General features: G+C 72.0%; 18 protein-coding genes and 3 pseudogenes. 3 read left to right on the top strand and 18 right to left on the bottom strand.

Going from position 1 to position 21,876, the window contains the following annotated elements:
- Positions 1-394: 394 nt before the first annotated feature.
- The 7 genes from mctP to O3438_RS30155 form a co-directional block, all read right to left on the bottom strand.
- Positions 395-2,044, bottom strand: coding sequence for a monocarboxylate uptake permease MctP (mctP, locus tag O3438_RS30185; RefSeq protein WP_269682939.1), 1,650 nt, complete (start codon positions 2,042-2,044; stop codon positions 395-397).
- Positions 2,044-2,286 (bottom strand): DUF3311 domain-containing protein, encoded by a 243-nt coding sequence (locus tag O3438_RS30180; RefSeq protein WP_145779578.1) that lies wholly within the window; start codon positions 2,284-2,286, stop codon positions 2,044-2,046. Before O3438_RS30180 ends, mctP begins: the two co-directional genes overlap by 1 nt.
- A gap of 153 nt (positions 2,287-2,439) precedes the next feature.
- Complete coding sequence (locus O3438_RS30175) at positions 2,440-3,624, bottom strand: bifunctional RNase H/acid phosphatase (RefSeq protein WP_269682938.1); 1,185 nt, start codon at positions 3,622-3,624, stop codon at positions 2,440-2,442.
- Between the two features lie 3 nt (positions 3,625-3,627).
- Complete coding sequence (locus tag O3438_RS30170) at positions 3,628-4,365, bottom strand: zinc ribbon domain-containing protein (protein ID WP_269682937.1); 738 nt, start codon at positions 4,363-4,365, stop codon at positions 3,628-3,630.
- Positions 4,362-5,192, bottom strand: a complete 831-nt coding sequence (locus tag O3438_RS30165) for a Nif3-like dinuclear metal center hexameric protein (RefSeq protein ID WP_269683804.1) — start codon at positions 5,190-5,192, stop codon at positions 4,362-4,364. Before O3438_RS30165 ends, O3438_RS30170 begins: the two co-directional genes overlap by 4 nt.
- Before the next feature lie 184 nt (positions 5,193-5,376).
- Positions 5,377-5,949 carry a flavoprotein gene (locus O3438_RS30160; protein ID WP_088988255.1) on the bottom strand — a complete coding sequence of 191 codons (573 nt, stop codon included), beginning with the start codon at positions 5,947-5,949 and terminating at the stop codon, positions 5,377-5,379.
- Between the two features lie 16 nt (positions 5,950-5,965).
- A complete protein-coding gene (locus O3438_RS30155; protein WP_269682936.1) occupies positions 5,966-7,195 on the bottom strand; it encodes a helix-turn-helix domain-containing protein in 1,230 nt (409 codons plus the stop codon).
- Between the two features lie 246 nt (positions 7,196-7,441).
- Between O3438_RS30155 and O3438_RS30150 the strand changes: the two genes are divergently transcribed.
- The gene (locus tag O3438_RS30150; protein ID WP_145785505.1) at positions 7,442-8,113 is read left to right on the top strand and encodes a bifunctional DNA primase/polymerase; all 672 of its coding nucleotides are present in this window, start codon (positions 7,442-7,444) and stop codon (positions 8,111-8,113) included.
- A gap of 265 nt (positions 8,114-8,378) precedes the next feature.
- Here the strand turns inward: O3438_RS30150 and O3438_RS30145 are convergent, their stop codons facing one another.
- The 5 genes from O3438_RS30145 to O3438_RS30125 are packed head-to-tail and all read right to left on the bottom strand — an operon-like array spanning position 8,379 to position 14,661.
- Positions 8,379-9,101 carry an FAD:protein FMN transferase gene (locus tag O3438_RS30145; protein WP_269683803.1) on the bottom strand — a complete coding sequence of 241 codons (723 nt, stop codon included), beginning with the start codon at positions 9,099-9,101 and terminating at the stop codon, positions 8,379-8,381.
- 49 nt (positions 9,102-9,150) lie between these two features.
- A complete protein-coding gene (locus tag O3438_RS30140; protein WP_269682935.1) occupies positions 9,151-9,750 on the bottom strand; it encodes an FMN-binding protein in 600 nt (199 codons plus the stop codon).
- A gap of 14 nt (positions 9,751-9,764) precedes the next feature.
- Positions 9,765-11,183, bottom strand: coding sequence for a ferredoxin reductase family protein (locus O3438_RS30135; RefSeq protein WP_269682934.1), 1,419 nt, complete (start codon positions 11,181-11,183; stop codon positions 9,765-9,767).
- Positions 11,180-12,562, bottom strand: a complete 1,383-nt coding sequence (locus tag O3438_RS30130; RefSeq protein ID WP_269682933.1) for a DUF1501 domain-containing protein — start codon at positions 12,560-12,562, stop codon at positions 11,180-11,182. Before O3438_RS30130 ends, O3438_RS30135 begins: the two co-directional genes overlap by 4 nt.
- Before the next feature lie 8 nt (positions 12,563-12,570).
- The gene (locus O3438_RS30125; protein ID WP_269682932.1) at positions 12,571-14,661 is read right to left on the bottom strand and encodes a DUF1800 domain-containing protein; all 2,091 of its coding nucleotides are present in this window, start codon (positions 14,659-14,661) and stop codon (positions 12,571-12,573) included.
- A gap of 466 nt (positions 14,662-15,127) precedes the next feature.
- Here O3438_RS30125 and O3438_RS30120 point away from each other — a divergent pair, with 466 nt between their 5' ends.
- Positions 15,128-15,385 carry a DUF3040 domain-containing protein gene (locus tag O3438_RS30120; RefSeq protein ID WP_088988248.1) on the top strand — a complete coding sequence of 86 codons (258 nt, stop codon included), beginning with the start codon at positions 15,128-15,130 and terminating at the stop codon, positions 15,383-15,385.
- A 46-nt stretch (positions 15,386-15,431) separates the two neighbouring features.
- On the opposite strand, the gene O3438_RS30115 is transcribed toward O3438_RS30120, so the two are convergent.
- The 5 genes and pseudogenes from O3438_RS30115 to O3438_RS30105 all read right to left on the bottom strand — a co-directional run bounded on the left by O3438_RS30115 (position 15,432) and on the right by O3438_RS30105 (position 20,416).
- Positions 15,432-16,352: an SWIM zinc finger family protein gene (locus tag O3438_RS30115; protein WP_269682931.1), complete on the bottom strand. Its 921-nt coding sequence runs from the start codon at positions 16,350-16,352 to the stop codon at positions 15,432-15,434.
- Positions 16,349-18,520 (bottom strand): annotated as a pseudogene (locus O3438_RS30110) (DEAD/DEAH box helicase); the annotation flags it as partial. The pseudogene O3438_RS30110 and the gene O3438_RS30115, both read right to left, overlap by 4 nt.
- Before the next feature lie 65 nt (positions 18,521-18,585).
- A pseudogene (locus O3438_RS34380) lies at positions 18,586-19,045 on the bottom strand (ATP-dependent helicase); the annotation flags it as partial.
- Positions 19,046-19,122: 77 nt separating this feature from the next.
- Positions 19,123-19,597 (bottom strand): annotated as a pseudogene (locus O3438_RS34375) (ATP-dependent helicase); the annotation flags it as partial.
- 300 nt (positions 19,598-19,897) lie between these two features.
- On the bottom strand, positions 19,898-20,416 hold the full coding sequence (locus O3438_RS30105; protein WP_269682929.1) for a DinB family protein: 519 nt from the start codon (positions 20,414-20,416) through the stop codon (positions 19,898-19,900).
- A gap of 82 nt (positions 20,417-20,498) precedes the next feature.
- Here O3438_RS30105 and O3438_RS30100 point away from each other — a divergent pair, with 82 nt between their 5' ends.
- Complete coding sequence (locus tag O3438_RS30100) at positions 20,499-20,705, top strand: hypothetical protein (protein ID WP_088988245.1); 207 nt, start codon at positions 20,499-20,501, stop codon at positions 20,703-20,705.
- Between the two features lie 10 nt (positions 20,706-20,715).
- On the opposite strand, the gene O3438_RS30095 is transcribed toward O3438_RS30100, so the two are convergent.
- Positions 20,716-21,858, bottom strand: a complete 1,143-nt coding sequence (locus tag O3438_RS30095) for a polysaccharide pyruvyl transferase family protein (RefSeq protein WP_269682928.1) — start codon at positions 21,856-21,858, stop codon at positions 20,716-20,718.
- Positions 21,859-21,876 lie beyond the last annotated feature (18 nt).

Here is a 21,876-nt window from a genome sequence, read left to right as displayed (position 1 = left end):
GCCCAACGCCACTACAACAACGATCGAGCACAATCTTGGGAGCCAGAGCGCGCCAAATCGCCGGCCTGACCCGGCCCGGCAGCCCTCGCTCCCGCCGCAACCCCAGCTGGACGCCGCAGCCCCCGCTGACGCCGCAGCTCCAGCTGAACGCCGCACCCCCCGCTGCCGACGTCGGAGGGCGCATGATTCGTTTGCGACATCAGCTCGATAGCGCCTGAAACCACCTCGCCGCTCCGCGACAACGACCCCACGACGACCACGTCACGACGACGCCACCCGGCCGACAACCAGGCCACGACGACGCCGATTCGCCGACGACGGCCCACCGGACAACGGCCCTGGACACAGATACGCCCGGGCACCGACCGATGTCGGCACCCGGGCGTACCAGCGGTCAGGCGACCGGTTCGCGGGCCGATTCGGCGTCGCGGTCGGGGCCGGGGGTGATCCGGGGGTCGCCCTCGTCGGCGAAGTAGTCGTCCGGCTCGGTGCCGTCGACTCCCTCGTCCGCCTTAGCGGCCCGCAGTGCCAGCGTCACCAGCGCGGCGACGGCCAGGTTGACCGCCACGGCCACGATGCCGACGTAGATCGTCTTGGTGGTGTCGAACCCGAACTCGGACAGCGGGAACGCCGAGCCGCCGAAGTGCTTCCGGGTCGGGCTGGCCACCTGGTAGAGCATCCACATGCCCAGCCCCATGCCGACCACCCAGCCGGCGATCAGGCCGGCGCGGTGGAACCAGCGGGTGTAGAGGCCCAACGCCACCGCCGGCAGCGTCTGGAGGATGATCACGCCACCGATCAGCTGGAGGTCGATGGAGAACTGCGGGTCGAGGAAGACGATGCACGCCACCGCGCCGACCTTCACCACCAGCGAGGTGATCTTCGAGACGTTGGCCTCCTGGGCCGGTGAGGCGTCCCGCTTCAGGTACTCCTTGTAGATGTTGCGGGTGAACAGGTTCGCCGCCGCGATCGACATGATCGCCGCCGGCACCAGCGCGCCGATGCCGATCGCCGCGTACGCGACACCGGCGAACCAGTCCGGGAACTGCTGGTCGAACAGCAGCGGCACGACGGTGTTGCTGTCGACAGTGCCCTCCTTGGCCCCGGGCAACGGCTTCACGCCCGCCGCGATGGCCATGTAGCCGAGCAGGGCGATCAACCCGAGCAGCAGGCTGTACGCGGGCAGCGCCGACATGTTCCGCTTGATCACGTCGCGGTTCCGGCTGGCCAGCACACCGGTGATGCTGTGCGGGTAGAGGAAGAGCGCCAACGCCGAACCGAACGCCAGCGTCACGTACTGGAGCTGGTTGTTGCCGTTGAGCAGGATGCCGTCGTTCGGGTTGGGCGAGGCGTCGAACTTCGCGTCCGCCGCGGCGAAGATGTCCCCCCAACCGCCCAGCTTGTACGGCAGGTAGATGACCGCCACCAGGATGACGATGTAGATCAGGCTGTCCTTGACGAACGCGATCAGCGCCGGCGCGCGCAGCCCGGACTGGTACGTGTACGCGGCCAGGATGGCGAACGCGATGATGATCGGCAGGTGCCGGGCCAGCGCGTTGTCGCCGGTGACCCCCATCGTCTTGAGTACCGCCTCGATGCCGACCAGCTGCAACGCGATGTACGGCATGGTTGCCACGATGCCGGTGATCGCGATCAGCAGCGCCAGCACCGGCGAGTCGAAGCGCTTACGGACGAAGTCGGCAGGCGTGACGAACCCGTGCCGGTGCGACACCGACCAGAGCCGGACCAGCACCAGGAACACCAACGGATAGATCACGATGGTGTACGGCACGGCGAAGAACCCGGCCGCCCCCGCCCCGAACATCAGGGCCGGCACCGCCACGAAGGTGTACGCCGTGTAGAGGTCGCCGCCGACCAGGAACCAGGTGATCCAGCCGCCGAAGCTGCGCCCGCCCAGGCCCCACTCGTCCAGGTGCGCCATGTCCTTCGGGGCGCGCCAGCGGGCGGCGACGAAGCCCATCGCGCTGACCAGGAGGAACAGCAGCGTGAAGACGATGATCTCGGTGAGATGGTCGCGCCACATCAGCGGCCTCCACGCTTCTTGGTCATCTGGTAGACCAGCGTCGTGGTGCCGACGCCGAGCAGGATGAACGCCAGTTGCAGCCAGTAGAAGCGGGGAAACCCGAAGACGCGGGGCGAGTCGCCGTTGAAGAAGGCCGGGACCAGCGGCACCACGATGGGAATGAAGAGCAACCAGTTCCAGGGGCTGTGGTCCTTCGCCCTGGTCGGCGCCGTAGTGGGCGCCTCCGGTTCCGGTGCAGCCATCTGACACACCTCCGGGGAGTCGAGGCTCTCGATGTAACGGCCGGAGGCTACGACTTTGTGACGGCCGTCACGCGACCCGTTCGGAGGGTGCTGCGCCGAACGGCCGGCCGGCTGCGCCGAACGGCGCGACCGACCGGCCGACTGGTGAACGGCTCAGAGAGCGGCGAGGTGGGAGGTGTCGTTGACGGTGCGGACGGCGACGCCGCCGTCGGGCCACATGTCGAGCACCGAGATCCCGGCCGCGTCCAGGAAGAGCCGGTGAAGGAACCCGTCGCCGGCGGCGAGGGCGTCGCGCAGCACCAGCTTGATCGGCGAGACGTGCGAGACGAGCACCACCGTCTCCCCGGGGTACGCGGTGAGCAACCCCGCCACGACACGGTGCGCGCGTTCGGCGACGTGGGTGAACGACTCCCCGCCCGGCGGGGCGACCCGGGGTGAGGCGAGCCAGGCGTCCATCTCCCCCGGCCAGCCCTCGCGCACCTCGGCGAAGGTGCGCCCCTCCCACTGGCCGAAGTCGCACTCGATCAGGTCGTCCTCGGTGCGCACCGGCACGTCACCGAGCGCTTCGGCGATGGCCGCCGCCGTGGCCGTACACCGGGACAGTGGTGAGCTGAGCACGGCCGCGACGGTCGGGGCCAGCGCGGCCACCCGGGCGGCGGTCTCGCGGACCTGGGCGCGGCCCTTCTCGGAGAGGGGCACGTCGCCGCGACCGGAGTAGCGGCGCTGCTCGGTGTACTCGGTCTCGCCGTGCCGGACCAGGATCAGCCGGGTGGCGGTGAAGGTCGGGCGGGGCTCCCACGACGCCGGGGCGGTCGCCGGGTCACTGCCGACCGCCGGGGCGGTCGCTCGGTCACTGCCGACCGCCGGGGCGGTCGCTCGGTCACTGCCGACCGCCGGGGCGGCGGCGCCCGTCGACGGGGGTCGCCCGGCGGCGGCGTCCATGGCGGCGTTGGCGAGCGCGTCGGCGTGCCGGTTCTGGTCGCGGGGGATCCAGGCGAACCGGACCGCGGCGAAGCGGCCCACCAGCCCGGCCGCCTGGGCAGCCAGGGGTCGCAGACCGGGGTGCTTGATCTGCCACCGGCCGCACATCTGCTCGACGACCAGCTTGGAGTCCATCCGGACGTCCACCTCGGCGGCACCCAGCTCGGCGGCGGCGGTCAGCCCGGCGATCAGGCCCTGGTACTCGGCGACGTTGTTGGTCGCCGTGCCCAGCGACTCGGAGCGCTCGGCCAGCACCTCACCGGTCTCCGAGTCACGGACCACAGCGCCGTAGCCGGCGGGGCCGGGATTGCCCCGTGACCCGCCGTCGGCCTCGACGGTGACCACGCGCGGTGCCACGACCTACAGACCCGACTCGTTGGTGCGGACCATGATCCGTCGGCAGTCCTCGCAGCGGACCACGTCGTCCGGGGCGGCCCCTCGGATGCGGGCCAGGTCGGCGCCGGACAGCTCCAACCGGCACCCGCCGCAACGGCCCGCGGTGAGCAGCGCGGCGCCCAGCCCGGTGTCCTCACGGATCTTGTCGTAGAGCTTGACCAGGTCGGCCGGGAGGTCAGAGGCGAGCGGCTGACGGGCCCCCCGCTTGAACTCCTCCTCCTTGGCGATCTCGGCCATCGCCTCGTCGCGGCGCTGCTCGGTCGCGGCCCGCTTGTCGCGGGCGTCGGCCAACCGCTGCTCCACCCCGTCGAGGACGCCCTGCGCGGTCTCCCGCTGCTCCATCAGCTCCAGCTCGGCGTCCTCCAGGTCGCCCTGACGGCGGTTCAGCGAAACCAGCTCGTGCTGGAGCGCCTCCAACTCGCGGGCGGGGCCGGTGCCGGCGGCGAGCCGGTTCTCGTCCTTCTCCTTGCGGGCCCGGACCTGCTCGACGTCCTTCTCCATCCGGGCGATGTCCCGGTCCAGGTCGTCGACCGCCACCTGGGCGCGGACCCGCTCGTCCTCCAACGCCGACAACTCCCGGGCCAGCGCCTCCAGCTCGGCCCGCTCGGGCAGCGACCGCCGACGGTGGGCGAGCTGGGCGAGGTTGGTGTCGATCGCCTGGAGGTCGAGCAGGCGGCGCTGCACCTGAGGGTCAGCCTTCACGGTCGGGGCTCCTTGTCGTCCACAACGGGTGCGGCGGCGTGCACTGTCCACGGGTCGGTATCCAGGTCGGACACCAGCGTCTCGACGCCCAACGCCTCCCGGAGGAGGTCGGCCAGGTCGTCCAGCCACGGTCGTTCGGTCGCCCAGTGGGCGGCGTCGATCAGGGCGGGACCATCGGCGGCGAGGTGCTCGCCGGCCGGGTGGTGCCGCAGGTCGGCGGTGAGGAATGCGTCCACCCCGGCGGCGGTCGCGGCGCCGAGGAAACTGTCCCCCGACCCGCCGCTGACGGCGAGGGTACGAACCATACGCCGGGGATCGCCCGCAGCGCGAACTCCCCAGGACGTGACGGGAAGCACGGCGGCGGCGTGCCGGGTCAGCTCGGCGAGGGTCATCGGCCGGGGCAGCTCGCCGATCCGACCGAAGCCCCGGTCGTCGCCGTGGGCGGGCGAGCCGGGCGCGGGTCGCAGCAGTGGCCGCAGCCCGGTCAGCCCGAACCGGGCGGCGAGGGCGTCGGAGACGCCGGGGGCGGCCACGTCGGCGTTGGTGTGCGCCGCGTAGAGCGCCACCCCGGCCCGGATCAGGTCGTGGATGATCCGCCCCTTGAAGGTCGTCGGAGCGACCGACGAGACGCCGCGCAGCAGCAGAGGGTGATGCGAGACGATCAAGTCGACGTCGGCGGCCAGCGCCTCGGCGACCGTCTCGGGCACCACGTCGACTACACAGAGCACCCGGCGCACCGGCGCGGACGGCTCACCGAGCACCAGGCCCACCCGGTCCCACTCCTCGGCCCAGGCCGGCGGGAAACGCCGTTCCAGCTCGGCCACCACGTCGGTCACCGTCGGCGCGGATCCGCTTGTGCTCACGGCGGGCCAGCTTACCGGCGCGAGGGCCGCCGGGCGGTGACGCCCGCCCGGCCACGTCGACCGGAAGCCCCCCGTCGGACTCTCAAGCGGCGTGGCGAAGCCCTCGCCGTCAACCCTCAGCAGCGCCGCGAAGCCCCGCCGTCGGAGCTTAGGCGGCGTTCGCGGCGACGGTGTGCAGCGCGGCCAGAGGCTTCGCCCACGGGAACGCGGACAGGTGCTGCTCCCCCGTTCCCGGCGGGTGCAACGCGACCACATGATCACCGAAGAGCACGGTGACACCCCACTCGGCCAGTCGGGCCACCCCGGCGCGGAACGCCGGGTGGGCGGCCATCGCCACATTGGTGTACGGCACGGCCACGATCGGGATGCCCTTGCCCTGCGCCTCGACCAGCAGGCCGAGCGCGAGGGTGTCGGCGATCCCGGCCGCCCACTTGTTGACGGTGTTGACGGTGGCCGGGCAGACGATCATGGCGTCGGCGGGCGGCAGCACGTCCGGGTCACCGGGGTTCTTGTAGTGCGTCCGCACCGGATGCCCGGTCTGCCGAACCAGTGCCGACTGGTCGACGAACTTCGCGCCGTCCGGCGTGGTGACCACGCAGACGTCCCAACCATCCTGTTGGGCGAGGTCGACCAGGAGGCCGACGTGCCGTGCCAGCGGCGAGCCGCAGGCGATGACGTAGAGCACCTCGCGGTGCCCGCTGGTACGCGGTGAACCGGCCATCAAACCGGCTCCGCGCTCATACCCCTACTCCCATGTGCTCAGCCAACTCCGCTACCGGAGAAGGCGGCGCACCACGTGTGCGACGGAGGACGTCCGACATCACCTCGTGCGCGATCGGCCGGCAGCGGATCTCCGACGGGGCCAGCCGATCGCCGAGCAGCAGCATCTCGCCGGCGTTCGCCACGTCGCCCATCTGGGCGTACCCGCGGGCGATGTCGAGCAGGTGGTGGGCGCGGCGTTCGGGCAGCAACGCGTTGAAGGAGGGTTCCGCGATGCGCAGCTGGTGCACCTCCACGGCCCGACCACCGTCGCCCAGCTCGACGGCGGCGGCGGCCCGGTGCAACTCGACGTTGGTCGGGCCGAACGACGTCCAGTAGTGGTTGTGGTCGCCACCGAGCAGGGTGGCGGCCTCCTGAGCGCAGTTGATCAGGTCGTCGACGCTCGCCGTGTCGCCGATCCGCGACGCGGCCATCGCGCCCTGGAGCAGCAGCATCCCGTAGACGGAGAGCCGGGCCGGGGACACCTCGTTGCCGCCGCCCGGGGCCAACCGGTTGGCGATCTGGACGTTCAGCTCCAGCGCCGGACGGGCCCGGCCCATCGCGACCAGGGCGTTGCAGACCCTTGTGGTGGCGATCCCGGCCAGCAGCGGGTCGTCGGCCCGCTGGGCCACCGCCATCGACCGGTCGGCGGCCAGCCAGGCCAGCTCGCACTCACCGAGTTTGCGCAGCACCGACGAGGCGATCTGGTAGACCTGCCCGAGCAGGTGGGCCGCCTCGATCGCCCGGTCACCGCCGTACGCGGCGTCGGCCGCCTGCGCGTCGCGCAGCAGCTTGGGCAGCGCCCGGGTGAGCATCCCGTAGCGGCCGTACTGATAGGTGAGCCAGGCATGGTTGACGGCCTTGCGCATGTCGTCCAGCGGCGGTGGGGAGGGCGCCGCGTCGAAGTACGCGCTCATCGAGTCGTAGCGCTCCAACGCCGCCCGGATCTCCTGCACCTCGATCTGGTCGATGCAGTTCAGCGCGTCGGTGCGGCGCTCCGGGTCCTTGCCCATGAGGAGTTGGACGTCCACCTGGAGGATGTCGGCGATCTCGTACAGGACGGAGAACTTGTCCAACCGGCGGACGCCGCGTTCGACCTTGTCCACCCAGCTCTTCGACTTGCCCAGTCGGTCCGCGAAGACCTGCTGCGACATCTTCCGCCGTCCGCGCCAGTAGGCGACCCGCCGTCCAATGGGTAGCTCGTCCATCTCCCCATCCTCCCCTGCGCGACGACCGATCGAGCCGAAGCTATGTACACGGGCGCGGCGGCCTTCGTTCACTTTCACGTTTCCGCTGGTCGCACAGGATGTACGTCAGCCGGACAGCCAGTCCTCGTACTTTTCGTGCAAGTTGCACGAGCCGTTCGTCAACCTCAACGATCGTGGGTTACGGCAGTGACGGTGCTCGACATGGGACCTGGCGAACGCCGGGCCCGACGAGGGGAGATGGCACACATGTGGGGGAATGTCGGACCGCGCGTCGCCGAACTGTCGCCGCTGGAACGGGTCCGGCTGCGCCGGGTCGCCATGCGGTACGCCGCACACGGCTGGCAGGTCACCCCGGGTGCCTGTCTGGCCCGCAGCCGCTTCGTCTGCGGGCGTGCCGGCTGTCCCACGGTGGGCTGTCACCCCGCTCTGGAGAACTGGGAACTGGCCGCCAGCGCCGACCCGGCCCGGGTCGCGACCTGGTGGCGGAACCGTCCGCACGGGGTGCTGCTGCCCACCGGCCGGGCCTTCGACGTGTTGGAGGTGCCCGCCCACCTGGGTCGGCTCGTCCTCGACGCGGTGCAGATCCACCCCGCCGGCACCGGCGTACGCGGGCCGGTGCTGGCCACGCCCACCGGACGCTGGATGTTCCTGGTCCGCCCCGGCGACCCGCTGCGGCCGGAGCTGGAGCACTGCTTCCACGTGGTCCGGCACGGGCCGGGCTCGTGGATCCCCGCGCCGCCCACCCGGCTACCCGAGGGCACGGTCCGCTGGGCGGTCGCCCCCGAGCAGGCCCGCTGGCAACTCCCGGACTCGTACCTCGTGCAGAACACGTTGATCGGGGCGCTGCGCGCCACCGGGGTGACGCTCGCTCCCGACCTGATACCCGGTCACCTGCCGCTGCCCCGACGAGGAATGTGAAGAAAGGCCCTGTCCGACGATTCCATCCGGTGCCCGACAGCGTCGCCGGGGCACCGGTCCTCGTTGACAGGAGGACGGCGCGAACGCGCGCCACGATCGGGGGAAAGATGTCCACGCACGACAGAGCGGCCCATCCCGGTGGGACCGAACCACCCCGGCGCGGCCACCGACGACACCGCTGGGCCGGCACCCGACCGTCCGGCTCGCGCCCCGGCCGTCCCCGCCCCACCGGGTCCCGCCCCGCCGGCACCCACCGCCCACTGCGCTAGTCGGTCAGAGGGATGTTGGCGGAATAGTACTGACGGCCGTCGTCGGTGACGACGGCGTGGGTGTGGTCGTCCAGGCGGTCCAGCCAGCCGCGACCCGCCGCCCCCATGGCCAGGGCGGCGGTGGCGTACGCGTCGGCCACCCCGAGGTCGGTGCCGACCACTGTCACCGAACGCAGTCCGCTGGCCGGCGCCCCACGGCGCGGGTCCAGCACGTGCCGACCCCGCTCGTAGACCCCCGAGGTGGCCACGGCCAGGTCGGTTCCGCTGAGCACCAGGCACGTCGCCATCGCGTCCCACGGGTGCCGGATGCCGATGCGCCACGGCTCCCCCGACGGCGACACACCGCGTACGCGCACGTCACCACCGGCGTTCACGCAGTGGTTCGGGGCGCCGGCGGCGAGCAGCCGATCCGAGGCGACCTGCGCCGCCCAGCCCTTCACGAAACCGGACGGGTCGAGCCGCCCGGTGGCGTACGCGTCGAAGAACCCGTCGGTGACGCCCCACAGGTCGGCGCAGGCCTCCAGCACGAACCGCAGGTCCGCCGACGCCTCGGAGAGCAGCACCTCACCCCGGTCGAAGCGGCACACCTCGCTGTCCGGCTTGTACGTGCTGAACCGGGTGTCCACCTCGCGCATCCAGGCGAAGACGTCGTCGGCCAGCTCACGCGTCCGCGCGGGCGGCAGGTCGTCGGCGAGGTCCAGCGTGATCGCCGTACCCATGATCTGCTCGACCCGGCAGAGCCCCGGTCGGGTCAGCGCGGCCGGCACGTCAGAACGCCTGCTCGATGGCGGACCGCAGCGACTGCTTGTAGGAGTTGCTGGTCTCGGTGGCACCGGAGACGGTGTTGAGGTTGGCGTTCTGCTTGCGCACCACCTCGCCGCCGCTGCCGTCGTACGCGCTGCTGACGTCGCCGCTGTGGATGTCGGATTCACCCCCGCTGGGCAGCGACAACGCGACGGCGTCGATGATCCGGTTGCCGGAGACCACGATCTGCACCTGCACGTACCCGTACTCGTTGTCGAAGCCGGCGCCGGTGACCCGGCGGTTGGTCGACTGGGCTGGCTTGCTGGTGCGCGGCGCGCTGGGCGCCTTGGTGGTCTTGGTGGCCGACGGGCGGGCAGTGGTCTTGCCGGGCTTGGGTGACACCGGCGCGTCGGCGCTCTTCGACGGGGTGGGCCCGCCCTCGGCCGGATCGGCGTCCGGTGCGGCCGGGTCGGCGCTCGGGTCGACGCCCTGCCCGGTGGGGTCCACCGGCTGGGCGGTCGGCAGGTTCTGGGCGACCTGGTTGGTGGCCGGGGAACCCTTGAAGACCACCAGCGCGGTGGTGCTGGCGGCGAGGCCGGTGATCGCGAGGAACGCGCGACGCATGGGGGTTGCCCTTCCTACAGCTCGAACGTGGCCAGGTGGATCTGCCGTCGCGGCACGCCGGCGCGGCGCAGCGCACGCACCGACTGTTCCACCAACCCGGGCGGCCCGCACAGGTAGACGTCGCGCCGGGCCACGTCGGGCACCAGTTGACGCAACCCGTCCGGGCTCATCAGTTGACGCGGACCGGGATCGTCGCGGGAGCCGATGACGTACCAGACTGAGGTGTCCCGCTCCTGGGCCAGCCAGTCCAGCTCGCGGCTGAGCAGCACGTCGGCGGGCGTGCGCGCCCGGTAGATCAGGGCGGCACCCGGGGGCAGCTCCTCCAACATCGCCCGGATCGGCGTGATGCCACTGCCGCCGGCGATGAGCAGCGCCCGCTCCCGGACCCGGTGCGCGGCGGTGAAGGTGCCCGACGGGCCCTGCGCCCAGACCCGGGTGCCCTGCTCAAGGTCGCGCAGGTCCGCTGTGTGCTTCCCGACGACCTTGACGGTGAGGCGCAGCCAGCGACCGTTCGCGGCGGCGGAGACGGAGAACGGGTGCGACTGCCACCAGCAACCCCGGGTGAGGAAGCGCCAGCGGAAGTACTGGCCGCCGAGCATCGTCAGCCGCCCCAGGCGCTCACCGGTGAGGTAGATGGAGATGGTGTCCGGGCTCTCCGCGACGACGTCGGCGACCCGCAACCTGTACCGCAGGTTGAACGCCAGCGGCGCGATCACCCGACCCCAGAGCAGGGCGGCGACCACCAGCAGGTAGAGCGCGATCCAGCCGGTCCGCACCGGACCGGGCTTGTACAACTGCGCCCCGTGGGTGAACTGGTGGCCGAAGCCGAGCAGCAGGACCAGGTAGCTGGACAAGTGCAGCGCGTGCCACATCTCGTAGGGCAACGCGCGGCGGATCGCCCGGACGCTGCTGAAGCCGACCAGCATCATGATGCCGGTGGCGACGAACGCCGAGACCATGTCCTCGTAGTCGCCGAGGAGCGTGCCGACCTCGGCGAGGATCGACTGGTTCCGCAGGTCCGCGTAGCCGACAAGGATCAGCGACATGTGCGCCAGCACGGCGACCAGCAGTGTTGCCCCGACGTCGCGGTGCCACCGGGCCATCTGCTCGCCGCCGATCCACCGTTCCAGCATCGGCAGCCGGCTCATCATCAGCACCTGCACCAGCAGCAGGTAGCCGGCGATCAGACCGGTGATCCGACCGGCCGCCGTGACGGTGGCGGCGGTGCTCCGCAACGAGCCGGCGGGGGTGCCCAGCCACCACGGCAGCACGCTGGCGACCAGGCCGACCAGGAGCAGCACGCCCAGCAGCCGCCGGCCGCCGGGACCGCGCCGGTCCGGGATCTGCGGGGGTACGGGCGCAGCCGGCCGGCCGCCGTGCCGGGACGAGGTCCCGGTACGACGGCCGGCGGCGTGGGTGTGCGGGTACGTCACGCGTACAGCTTCATTGGGGCGTACTTCTGGCGGGGGAAGACCTTCTGGACCTCCGCGTTGGTGAGCCCGAACCGGCCCTGCGCCACCGCGCCGTACACGTTGAACATGTTGTTGTACTCCGGCACGTCACCGGAGTCCAGCTTGTCCAGACCGTTCCAGGTGCCGAGCAGGGAGCCGGCCAGCTTCTTGCCGGAGAGCACGGTGACCACACCACCGTGCCCGTGGTCGGTGCCGCCGGTGTTGGAGCCGACCCGGCGACCGAACTCGCTGGACACCATGATCGTCACGTCGGCGGCCTGCGGGCCGAGGTCGGTGAAGAAGGCCGCCATCGCGCTGGCCAGCTCGTTCAACCGGCGGTGCAGTTGACCGCCCGCGGCGGTGCCCTGGTTCTCGTGGGTGTCGTAACCACCCATGCCGACGGTGGCGACCCGGACGTTGGCGCCGCCCTTGATCAGCTGGGCGAGTTGCTTGAACGCGTTGCCGACACCCTCGTACTTGACGCCCTCGACGGGCTGGTACGGCTTGGCGGCGAGCTGCTGGGCGGTGGCCAACGCGCCCATGCCCTCCTGCACGGCCTCCTCGACCGGGTGGTTGATCCCGGTGAAGAGCCCCTTGATGGCCTTCTCGGTGGCCGCCCGGTACTTCTCGTCGCCGTTGAGCCGCAACGAGCCGACGTTGTTCAGCGACAACGCGCCGTTGTTGCCGACCAGCGAGCGGGGCAGCGTGCTGCCGATGCCGACGCTGCGGAACGCGGTGCCCTTGCCCAGGTGGTCGACCAGACCGTCCAGCCAGCCCCGGCCGCCGGTCTCGTTGGGCAGACCGCCCAGGTTGCAGGCGTCCGCGGCCTGGAAGTGGCTGCGCGACAGCCGCTCGTCCGAGACTCCCGGAATGAAGCCGAGCTGGCCGGCGGTGAGCCACTTCTCCAGCGGCTTGAACGCGCTGGTCAGCTTGAAGCCGCGGTCCAGGGCCAGCGAGTCGTTGCCGAGCAGCAGGTCGGGGCGGGCCTTGCTGAGCACCGCGTCGTTGTTCGGCGCGACCAGGCTCAGCCCGTCCAGCCCGCCGTAGAGGAAGACGTGGATCAGGGTGCCGGTCTTGGTCGCCGCGAACGACGCCGACGTGGTGACGAACTGGGCCGTGGCCAGGGCCGTGGCGGTGGCCGCGGCACCCGCGACGAACGTACGGCGGGTGACGCCGCGACCGTCCTGCTGGGCCTCCTCCAGGTTCTCCAGAGTGCGGTAGCGGTCCAGCTCGGCGGCGTTCTCGGCGGCCACGATGTCCGCCTCGGCGCGCAGCAGGGCCTCGGCCGGGTTGTCGGCCAGCCGCCGCACGTCGGGGCATTCGGGGTGCAGGGGGAAAGAGTTGTACACAGTCGTCTCCATCGGGTGCCTCACCGGAGGTGGTGCTGGGGGGAAGCGAGGATCGCCCGCGCGACGGCGGTGATGGCCCCGTTGAACGTGGCGTCGACCTTGGCGGTGGCCGCGACGCCGGCCACACCGAGGATCAGGTTCTTCTCCCGCGTGCTCAGCTTCTGACCCACCAGCCGCTGGGAGAGCGCGTCCACGTACGCCCCGGCGGTCGCCGGCGGCTTGGCGACCAGCTTCTCCGGTGCCGTGTACGTGAAGGCGGTGCGGTAGCCGGCGAGGATCTCGCCCGCCTCGTTCCAGCCGTTGACCATCGTGCCGGCCGACGTCCAGGCGACGTAGACGTCCGGGTAGCCGTCCGGGGTGGGCTGACCCATCGGGTACTGGCCCAGCTCGCGCAGCTTGTCCTGGATCTGCCGCAGGCCCCGCGCGTACGGGGTGCGCTTGCTGTCACCGTTGTTGTGCTTCGGCGACGCCTCCGGCGAGACACCCAGCGTGCGGTACGTGGCAGCCAGGTACTCCATCGGGCGGCGCACCTTCTGGCCCACGGCGGCCCAGAACTCGGTGGAGCAGAACATCGCCATCAGCACCGGCTTGATCAGGCCGTTGTTGGTGGTGTAGATCTTCGCCAGCCGGTCCACAAGGGACTTCGGCGGGGTGTCCGAGACGAACCGGGTCGCCAGGCTCTGCGCCACGTACTTCGCTGTCGACGGGTGCAGCGCGATGTAGGTGATGTACGCGTCGATCGCCGCGTCGGCCTTCTTCGGGTCCGACGAGTCGTTCGCGTGGCTGAAGCCGAGGATTTTCACCTTGCCGACGTAGTGCTGCTCCGGCTTGAAGACGTACTTGCCGTCCTTGTCGATGCCACGGCCGGTCTGCAACATGGCGGCCTGACGGACGTCCGGCTCCTTGTAGCCGCCGTCGACGCCGACCGAGTAGAGCTCGAGGTTCTCCCGGGCGAGGTTCTCGTTGATCGCGTCCTTGCGGGAGTCCTTCTGGTTTAGGTAGATCAGCAGCGCGGGGTGCTTGTTCGCGGCGATCAGCATCTCCGGGTAGCTGCCCAGCGCGTGCTTGCGTACGACGTCCTGGTCGAACGAGTTGCGGTAGACCTCGCCACCGTCGAACTCCGCGGCGACGTGCAGGAAGTCGTTCCAGAAGTCGACCATCACCTCGAAGAGCTGGCGCTTCGACCAGATCTGCCGGGCGATGGTGGCGTCGATCATCTCCCGCTCCGGCTGGGCGCCCTGCTCGTTGAGCTGGTCCCGCTGGGTGCGCAGCTGCTGCACGCTGAGCTTCTGCGTGGGCAGTTCGGCGAGCTTCAGCTCGGCCTTGCTCGGCGCGATCTTGTCCGGGTCCAACTGGGCGCGGATCCAGGCGTCGATGCCCTGCTTCTTGATGTCGGCGACCACCTCGGGGGTGGGCCCGAAGGTGGCCCGCCGGGCAAGGTGCAGGATCGGGTCCTTGGCGAGCACCGTCTTCACTGTCACGTCGGTCGCGGCGGCGGCGGCGGCCGGGCCGGAGAGGGTCCGTCCGCCGGCCGGCGCGTTCTTCTTCAGCGCCTCGCCGGCCCGGGAGCCCATGTAGCTCTCGTTCTGCTCGGTGTAGGTGCGCACCGTGCTGGGCTGCTGGCCACTGGGCCGTGCGGCGGTGCCGTCGGTGACCGTGCTGCCGGTGGCGTCACCGGCCACCTCGTCACCGAAGATGCCGCGGAGCTGCGGGGTCATGGCGAGCGCCGCGCCACCGGCGACGACGGCGGCGGTGCCACCGAGGGCGACCATCGCCTTGCGTCGTCCGACCTTGGGACCCGACTCGTCGTCGTCCAGAGTGGGCAGTCCGGTGCCGGGCCGCGCCGGGACCGGGCGACCGAGCCCTTCCGGGCCGACCCACTGCGGCCCGCGCGGGCCGGGGGCGGGCTGTCCGGCGTGCGCGTAACCCTCGCCGTACTGCTCACGAGGGTCGGCCTGCGCCGGGTAGCCGCCCTGGTAGGGGTTGGGCGAGTCGTACCCGTAGGGCGCGGACGCGTTGGGGTCGCCGTAGCCGTCCGCGTTGTGGTGCTGGCGTCCGTCCCAACCGCGGTCGTCCCGCGGTCGACGTGGTGGCACATTCTGGTCGGCCATGTACCAATCCCGATTTCTGATGAGCGCCGGAAGCTGCGACCGGGCAGGTGCGGCAGGTGCGGCGACTGTTGCCTGAGGGGAGTTGCTACGGCAAAGTAACCAAGCCCTCCGGGGCCTTCAAGGTGGGCCGAACACCCTCGTGAGGGCACTTAAGACAGCGCTCAGTGCGGCGTCCGCGGCAGTCGCCGGGCCGGGGACGAGCGCAGACCTTCCCAGCAGGGCGGACGCGCGGCAGCGGGGTACGGATCGGACCTCGCCGCCGTACGCGACACTTTCCGCGCCGTTCACCACCACAGGCAAACTTAAGGTTCAGGTAAGCCGGACATGAGGTGGCCTCACGACGGTCACCGCACCCGATGTCACCGGGCCCCGCGAGAAGGAAAAGTAGCGGGAGCAGGCGAGCGTGAGCCACCACCGCAGCGGGTATGCCGCCGAACCGCTGAACGCGTGAGGGGAAGGCAGCGCCATGCTCAGCAAAGAGGATCAGCGCAGGTTCGACCAGATCACCCGTCAGCTCCGGGAGAGCGACCCGGCGTTCTTCAAGCGCCTGGACCACCGGGTCCGTGCCCGAAGGGGCCGCTACCTGATGTTGTTGACCATCGTGCTGTGGGCGTCGCTGCCGGCGATAGCCGTGTTCGCCGGTCGGTTGACCGGTGCGATCTGCGCGGTGGTGCTGGTGGCCAACGCCGCCATCATGTGGCGGTTCCGCCGCCGCTGGACGTGACGGCCCACCCGCCCAACGGGCAGCCTCGACCGCTGGATCTGACGGCTCACCGGTCGGCCGGGCCGAAGGCCCGGTACGCGCGGCGCAACCGTTCGAGCAGCCCCGGCCCGCCGATGGCCGGGGCGGGCGCTCCGAGCTGGCGCAGCAGCAGATCCGTGCCGGTCACCAGTCGGGGCGGCCGATCCGGCAGTGGCACCGGCGCGGACCAGAACCGGTCCGCCGCCTCCGCCAACGGGGTCGCCGACAACCCGGCGAGCGCACGCGCGGCGCCGACCGGCGCCGCGACCTCCACTGTCGACGATGTCCGGTCCGGTTCGGACGGTGGGGCGATCGGTGGCGGGGTGGCGCCGGTGGCCTCGGCGCGCCGGGCGCGGAGTTCGTCGAGCAGCTCCGCGCGGGACCGACCGCGCCAGTGCAGCAGCTCGAACGGGTCCGCGTCGAACGCCTCGGCCAGCAGGTAGAACGTCGCCGCGAGGTGTTTGCACGGGACCGCGAAGTCGGGGCAGTTGCACCGTTGGGCCAGCTCGTCCACACCGGCCGGGAACAGGGGCGCGCCGGCGGCGACGAACAGCTCCTCCAGCTCGTCGGGGAGGTCCCCGGCGAGCAGCCGGGCGCTGAAGAACGCCTGCCCGGCCAGCTCCTCCTCGATCCGGGACCAGAGCGCGTCCGGGAACGGTCGCAGCGCGATGGACACCTGGTACGGCTGCGGGCGGGAGCCCTGCACCACGGCGCTGACCCGCCCGGGTGCGATGTCGAGCGTCAGCACCTGGCCGGCGCGCGCGTACGACCGGCCCCGGGTCAACCGGGTGCCCAGCGCGAACGACTCCAGCACCTCGAGGAACCGCCGGGACCACCAGGAGCGGCCGATCGCGCCCCGGGCGCTGCGCGCCCGTAGACCCCCGTCGACCCGGCGGGGGCGCCCGTAGTCGGCGAACCGGTCGGTGCTCACGCCGGCGTTCTCGCTCACTCCACCACCGCCCCGGCCTCCAGGGCGAACAGCTCGCGCAGCTGGCCGGTGGACAGCTCGGTGATCCACTGCTCGCCCGTGCCCACGACCCGCTCGGCGAGGGCGCGCTTGTCGTTGATCATCGCGGCGACCTTCTCCTCCACGGTGCCGGCGCAGACGAACTTGCGGACCTGCACCCGACGGCGCTGCCCGATCCGGAACGCCCGGTCGGTGGCCTGGTCCTCCACCGCCGGGTTCCACCACCGGTCCACGTGCACCACGTGGTTCGCCGCGGTCAGGGTGAGGCCGGTGCCGCCGGCCTTCAGGGAGAGGACGAACAGCGGCGGGCCGTCCGCCGACTGGAAACGCTGCACCATGGCGTCCCGCTCGGCCTTCCCGAGCCCGCCGTGCAGGAACAGCACCTCCCGGCCGAACCGCGCCGACAGGTGACCACGCAACATCGCGCCGAACTCGGCGTACTGCGTGAACAGCAGTGCCCGCTCCCCCGCCGCCAGCACCTCCTCCAGGATCTCGGTCAGCCGGGCCAGCTTGCCGGAGCGGCCCTCCAACGCCGACCCGTCGCGCAGCAACTGGGCGGGGTGGTTGCAGACCTGCTTGAGCCGGGTCATGGTGGCCAGCACCAGGCCGCGTCGCTCGATGCCGTCGCTGGTCTCGATCCGGGCGAGCATGTCGTCGACCACCACCCGGTAGAGCGCTGCCTGCTCGGCGGTGAGGTTGCAGAGCACCTCCATCTCCAACTTCTCCGGCAGGTCCGAGATGATCGACGAGTCGGTCTTGAGCCGGCGCAACACGAACGGGCCGGTGATCCGGCGCAGCCGCTCGGCGGCCTCGGCGTCACCGTTGCGCTCGATCGGCTCGGCGAACCTCTTGCGGAACGTCGCCGCCGGCCCGAGCAGGCCCGGGTTGGCGAACTGCATGATCGACCAGAGGTCCGCGAGCCGGTTCTCCACCGGCGTGCCGGTCACCGCCACCCGCTGCCGGGCCGGCAACGCGCGGACCGCCTCGGCCTGCCGGGTCGACGCGTTCTTGATCGCCTGCGCCTCGTCCACCACCACCCGGTGCCAGTCGATGCCGGCCAGGTCGACGGCGTCACGGGCCGCCACCGAGTAGGTGGTGAGGACCAGGTCCGCGCCGTGCGCGGCCGCGGTGAACTCCGCCCCCCGCGCCCGCTCCGCCCCATGGTGTACGTGCACCCGCAACGTCGGCGTGAACCGCGACGCCTCCCGCTGCCAGTTGCCGACCAGCGACATCGGACAGACCAGCAGGGTGGGGCCGGCCTCCGGTGGGTCCCCGGCGAGCAACGCGAGCAGTTGCACCGTCTTGCCCAGACCCATGTCGTCGGCGAGCACACCACCCAGCCCGAGCGAGCGCAGGAACGCCAACCACGCCAAACCCCGCTGCTGGTACGGCCGCAGCGTCCCCTGGAAACTCGGCGGCGGCTCCAGCGGGGTGAGCCGACGCTCGACCGCACCGGCGAGCAGGTCACCCAGCGCCCCGTCGGCGCTCACCTCCAACACCGGGAGCGCACCGGTGGTGTCACCGTCCTCCAAGCCGAGGCGCAGCAGGTCGGCGACGCTCAACTCACCGCTGGAGCGGAGCAGGCGCAGACCGGCCGCGAGTCGCCCCGGGTCCAGCTCCACCCACCGGCCGCGCAGCCGCACCAGCGGGGTCTTCATCTCGGCCAGCGCCGCCAACTCCTCGGCGGACAGCGGCTGGTCGCCCAGTGCGACCTCCCAGCGGTAGTCCACCAGGGCGTCCAGACCGACACCGGCCTCGGTGCCACTGACCGTGCCGGGAGCGGTGCGGCTGCGGGCGCGTAGCCGGGCGCCGAGCCGGGCCGACGGGCGCTGCCACCAGGAGGGCAGCAGCACCCCGAACCCGGCCGCGTGCAGCACCGGGGCACCCTCGCTGAGGAAGCGGTGCGCCCCGTCGACGTCGAGCTCCATCACTTCCGGAGCGGCGGTACGCAGTGCGGCATCCAGGTCCGGCCAGAGCCGACTGGCCCGCCCCAGCTCGGCGAGCAGTGTCTCCTGCGGGCTGCCCGTGCGCCCGGTCAGGCCACCGAGCGTCTGCGGCGCCCGCCACACCTGCTCGGCGTCGACGTGCAGGCCGGGCTCGTCGGCCGCCTGCAACCCGAACTCCAACCGCCAACGCCCGCCGCCGGACGACTCGACCGATGCCGGCACGATGTCGTCCGGTGCCGGGCGGGTGGCCAGGATCGGCTCGGTGACCTCGTCCGGGGCCGGCTCCACCAACCGGAAACTGGCCCGAACCGGCCCGCCGGCGGCATCCCGCTGCCAGACGTCCAGCTCGTCGCGCAGGGTGGCCAACGCCGTGGGATCGACTGTGAAATCCCGCTGCGGGCCGGCGAGCGCCGCCAACCAGGCCGGTGCCGGGCCACCCGGCCGCAGCCCCCGGGCCAGGGTGGTGGTCGCCAGAGCGGCCCGCGCGGCGGCGTCGGTCAACGCGTCGAGCACATCCGCTACCACCTCGGCGGCGGTCAGCTCGCCCCCGCCCGCACCACGTGCGAGAGCGACGGAGTCGACGGCGGCCCGGGCGGCGGGTGGCAGGGCCAACGCCAGCGAGCGTGCCCAGGCGGCGTCGGTGCCGGTCAGCAGCGGCCGCCAGACCGCCCGCGCCGACACCTGCGCAGCGCCGCCCGCGGAAGCCCCTGCGCCCGTGGCACTGGGCGCCGGCCTCCTCGCCGACGTAGCGGCCGAGGCGGTGACGCCCGCCGACACGGCCGCCGAGGCGGTGACGCCCGCCGATGGGGCGGCGACACCGGGTAGGAGGCGTCCACGGGTCACCAGGTCGGCGGCGAAGTCGGCCAGTTCGGCGAGGTGACGCACCGTGCCTCCGGGCACCGCCGGGAGGTCGTCCAGCGCCCGCAACAGCGACAGCGCGTCGTCCGGGGCGTACACCAGGACGGGAACGCGCCACCCGGCCAGCGTGAGTCGGCCGCGGGCCGGGGGTGCGACGTCGGTCCGGATCAGCTCGGGCGAGTCGGTCGGCACGCCGGCCCGGGTGGGCAGGGTGACCAGCGCGGTGCCGGGGTGGGCCGGCTCGGCGGCGTCGGCGAGGACGGCGACCAGGTCGGCGTGCCCGGCGGCGAAGGGGTGTGGACGTTCCCGGGGCGGCCGGCCGGGGCGGGTCTGCGCGGGTGGCGCGGAGCTGTCCTCGGCCCACACGGCGAGGCCGCCGGTCGGCCCGTCGCCGGGCGACCACAGCCCGTGGATGACCAGCACCTACTCCCCCTCGTCGCCGCCCGCGCCCCAGGATAGGCGGCCCGCCGGGGCCGGCGACCGCAGCCACCGCCGAACCGGCTCACCGCACGGCGCGCACCGGCATCGTGGCGGACCCGCGGGCATGATCGACACGGCATCGCCGATATCGCGGTATCCCAGTCGGTCGGACACCCCAGTTTCGGCGAACCCGTGTTGATCATGGCCGGGGCGGGCGCGCGCAGGGCCGCGACGGCGCACGCAAGGCCGCGACGGCGCACGCAGGGCCGCGACGGCCGCGAGGACGCGCGGAGGCGGCCGGGGTCAGATCGCGCCGCACTCCCCGTCGGTCAGCTCGCGCAGGATGTCGGCGTGACCCGCGTGGCGGGCCGTCTCCTCGATCATGTGCACCAGGATCCAGCGCACCGACACCTCGCCGAGCTGCGGGTGCGGCACCACGTGGTCGAGGTCGAAGCTCGCGGCGACCGCCCGGGACCGGGCGCAGGCCTGCTCGTACGCGGCGACGAGCTCGGCGACGGTCTCCTGGCCACCGAGGGTGAAGCTCGCCACCGCGTCCTCTTCCGAGGTCAGGTAGACGTCGCCGGGCTCGGGGGCCAGCAGGGTCGGGAACCAGTTCCGCTCGACCAGTGTCAGATGCTTGACCAGCCCGGCGAGCGTGGTGGCCGAGGGCACCAGGCGGCGGCCGGCGTCGGCGTCGGAGAGACCGCGCAGCTTGCGCAGCAGCACCCCACGGTGGAAGTCGAGGAACGAGCTCAGCACGGCACGCTCGTCGCCGGTGCGGGCGAGCACCGGACCGAGCGATGGATCGATCGTCTGCTCCATCCGCCGACCCTAGCCACGAAGCGGACCCCCCGCTGCCCCGCTATCCGCTGCGGACCGGCGGTACGACGGGCAGGATGGGCGCATGGCTTCATCCGTGCAGATCCTTCTCGTCGGCGGCACGGCGGACGGGCAGACCATCACCGTCGAGCTGGACAGCAACGGCCGGCCGCCGCTGACCCATCACCACGTCGGCCCGGGTGGGCTGGCGGAGGCGCAGATCTACGAGTTGGAGACCGCCCGCGAGGAGGCCCGCGAGTGGCGTTACCGGTGGACCGGCCCGGCGGTGTGACAGCCCCGACTCAGACCCGGGTGAGGGTCTGGCTGCGCAGGCTCTCCAACACGCCCCGGGTGACCTCCGAGGTGCCCCTCGCCTGATCGCACACCTCCGCGACCCGTCGCGCGGTGCCCTCGGCGCGTTGCTCGCGCTCGTCCCACAACCGGTCGACCTCGGCCAGCAGCGGCCCCTCGACCTCGCGTTCCACGCCGCGCAGGGCCGGCACGCCGAGCCGTTGGGCCAGGTCGAAGACCTTGCCGGCGTACGGCAGGGGCAGGAACGGTGTGCCGACCATCGCCGCGAAGATCAGGAAGTGCAGGCGCATGCCGACGGCCAGGTCGAAGTGGCGCATCAGCCCGAGGACCTGCTGCGGCGAGTAGGTGCCGTGCAGGATTCGACCCCGATCGGCCGCGACCATGTGGGACAGCACCCCGTGGGCGTGCCGGATGTCGTCGCGTTCCATGGGCACGAACAGCACGCACGCGTCGATCCGGTGCACCAGGAAGTCACCGATCTGGGCCAGCAACCGGTGGTAACCGTCCACGTCCAGCCGTTCGGCGGCCCGCCCCGGCTCCCGCACGCTGATCCCGACCAGCCGCTGACCCACCGGCACGCCCTCCTCGGCCAGCAGGTGGGCCGGGAACTCCTCCGGTTGCAGGAGGAACGCCGGGTCGGCGGTGACGGTGATCGGGTTCAGCAGCCCGGCCTCCTCCAGCACCATCCGGGACTCCTGGTCCCGCACTGTCACCTGGATTGCGCTGGAGAGCGTCTCCCGGACCATGCCGGTGTCCACCGCCTCGCCGAGCGGCCCAACCCCCACCGCGTACGTGATCAACGGCAGGCCACGCTCCTGGGCGACCCGGACCACCCGCAGGTAGCGGCGGGCCTCCCGGTCGTAGAGGATGCCTCCCCCGCCCAGGATGAGCAGGTCGAGCTGGGCCAGCACCAGCGCGGAATCGGTACGGCTGACGCCCTCCCAGGGCACCGCCTCGACGTCCGGGTGGGCCGCCCGGGTGTGCTCCGGGTTACGGGAGAAGACGATGATCCGGGCGTTCGGTTCCTGCGTGCGAAGGTCGGTGAGCAGGCCGGTGAGGATCGCCTCGTCGCCGAGGTTTCGCCCACCGTACGAGCCCAGCACACCGATGGTCAGTCCGCCGCCGTGCGTCATCCGTCGCTCCTCCCCAGG

Origin of the sequence: Micromonospora sp. WMMC250, assembly GCF_027460215.1 — a bacterium.
Lineage (GTDB): Bacteria > Actinomycetota > Actinomycetes > Mycobacteriales > Micromonosporaceae > Micromonospora > Micromonospora taraxaci.
Note: the sequence above shows the minus strand (reverse complement) of the source record. Positions and strands in the feature narration are given on the sequence as shown.

Excerpts from the sequence above, each read along its gene's own strand:
- O3438_RS30155 (WP_269682936.1), bottom strand. The coding sequence starts at position 7,195 with ATGGACGAGCTACCCATTGGACGGCGGGTCGCCTACTGGCGCGGACGG.
- O3438_RS30150 (WP_145785505.1), top strand. The coding sequence starts at position 7,442 with ATGTGGGGGAATGTCGGACCGCGCGTCGCCGAACTGTCGCCGCTGGAA.
- O3438_RS30100 (WP_088988245.1), top strand. The coding sequence starts at position 20,499 with ATGGCTTCATCCGTGCAGATCCTTCTCGTCGGCGGCACGGCGGACGGG.
- mctP (WP_269682939.1), bottom strand. The coding sequence starts at position 2,044 with ATGTGGCGCGACCATCTCACCGAGATCATCGTCTTCACGCTGCTGTTC.
- O3438_RS30140 (WP_269682935.1), bottom strand. The coding sequence starts at position 9,750 with ATGCGTCGCGCGTTCCTCGCGATCACCGGCCTCGCCGCCAGCACCACC.
- O3438_RS30105 (WP_269682929.1), bottom strand. The coding sequence starts at position 20,416 with ATGGAGCAGACGATCGATCCATCGCTCGGTCCGGTGCTCGCCCGCACC.
- O3438_RS30180 (WP_145779578.1), bottom strand. The coding sequence starts at position 2,286 with ATGGCTGCACCGGAACCGGAGGCGCCCACTACGGCGCCGACCAGGGCG.
- O3438_RS30130 (WP_269682933.1), bottom strand. The coding sequence starts at position 12,562 with ATGGAGACGACTGTGTACAACTCTTTCCCCCTGCACCCCGAATGCCCC.
- O3438_RS30145 (WP_269683803.1), bottom strand. The coding sequence starts at position 9,101 with ATGGGTACGGCGATCACGCTGGACCTCGCCGACGACCTGCCGCCCGCG.
- O3438_RS30095 (WP_269682928.1), bottom strand. The coding sequence starts at position 21,858 with ATGACGCACGGCGGCGGACTGACCATCGGTGTGCTGGGCTCGTACGGT.
- O3438_RS30120 (WP_088988248.1), top strand. The coding sequence starts at position 15,128 with ATGCTCAGCAAAGAGGATCAGCGCAGGTTCGACCAGATCACCCGTCAG.
- O3438_RS30160 (WP_088988255.1), bottom strand. The coding sequence starts at position 5,949 with ATGGCCGGTTCACCGCGTACCAGCGGGCACCGCGAGGTGCTCTACGTC.
- O3438_RS30125 (WP_269682932.1), bottom strand. The coding sequence starts at position 14,661 with ATGGCCGACCAGAATGTGCCACCACGTCGACCGCGGGACGACCGCGGT.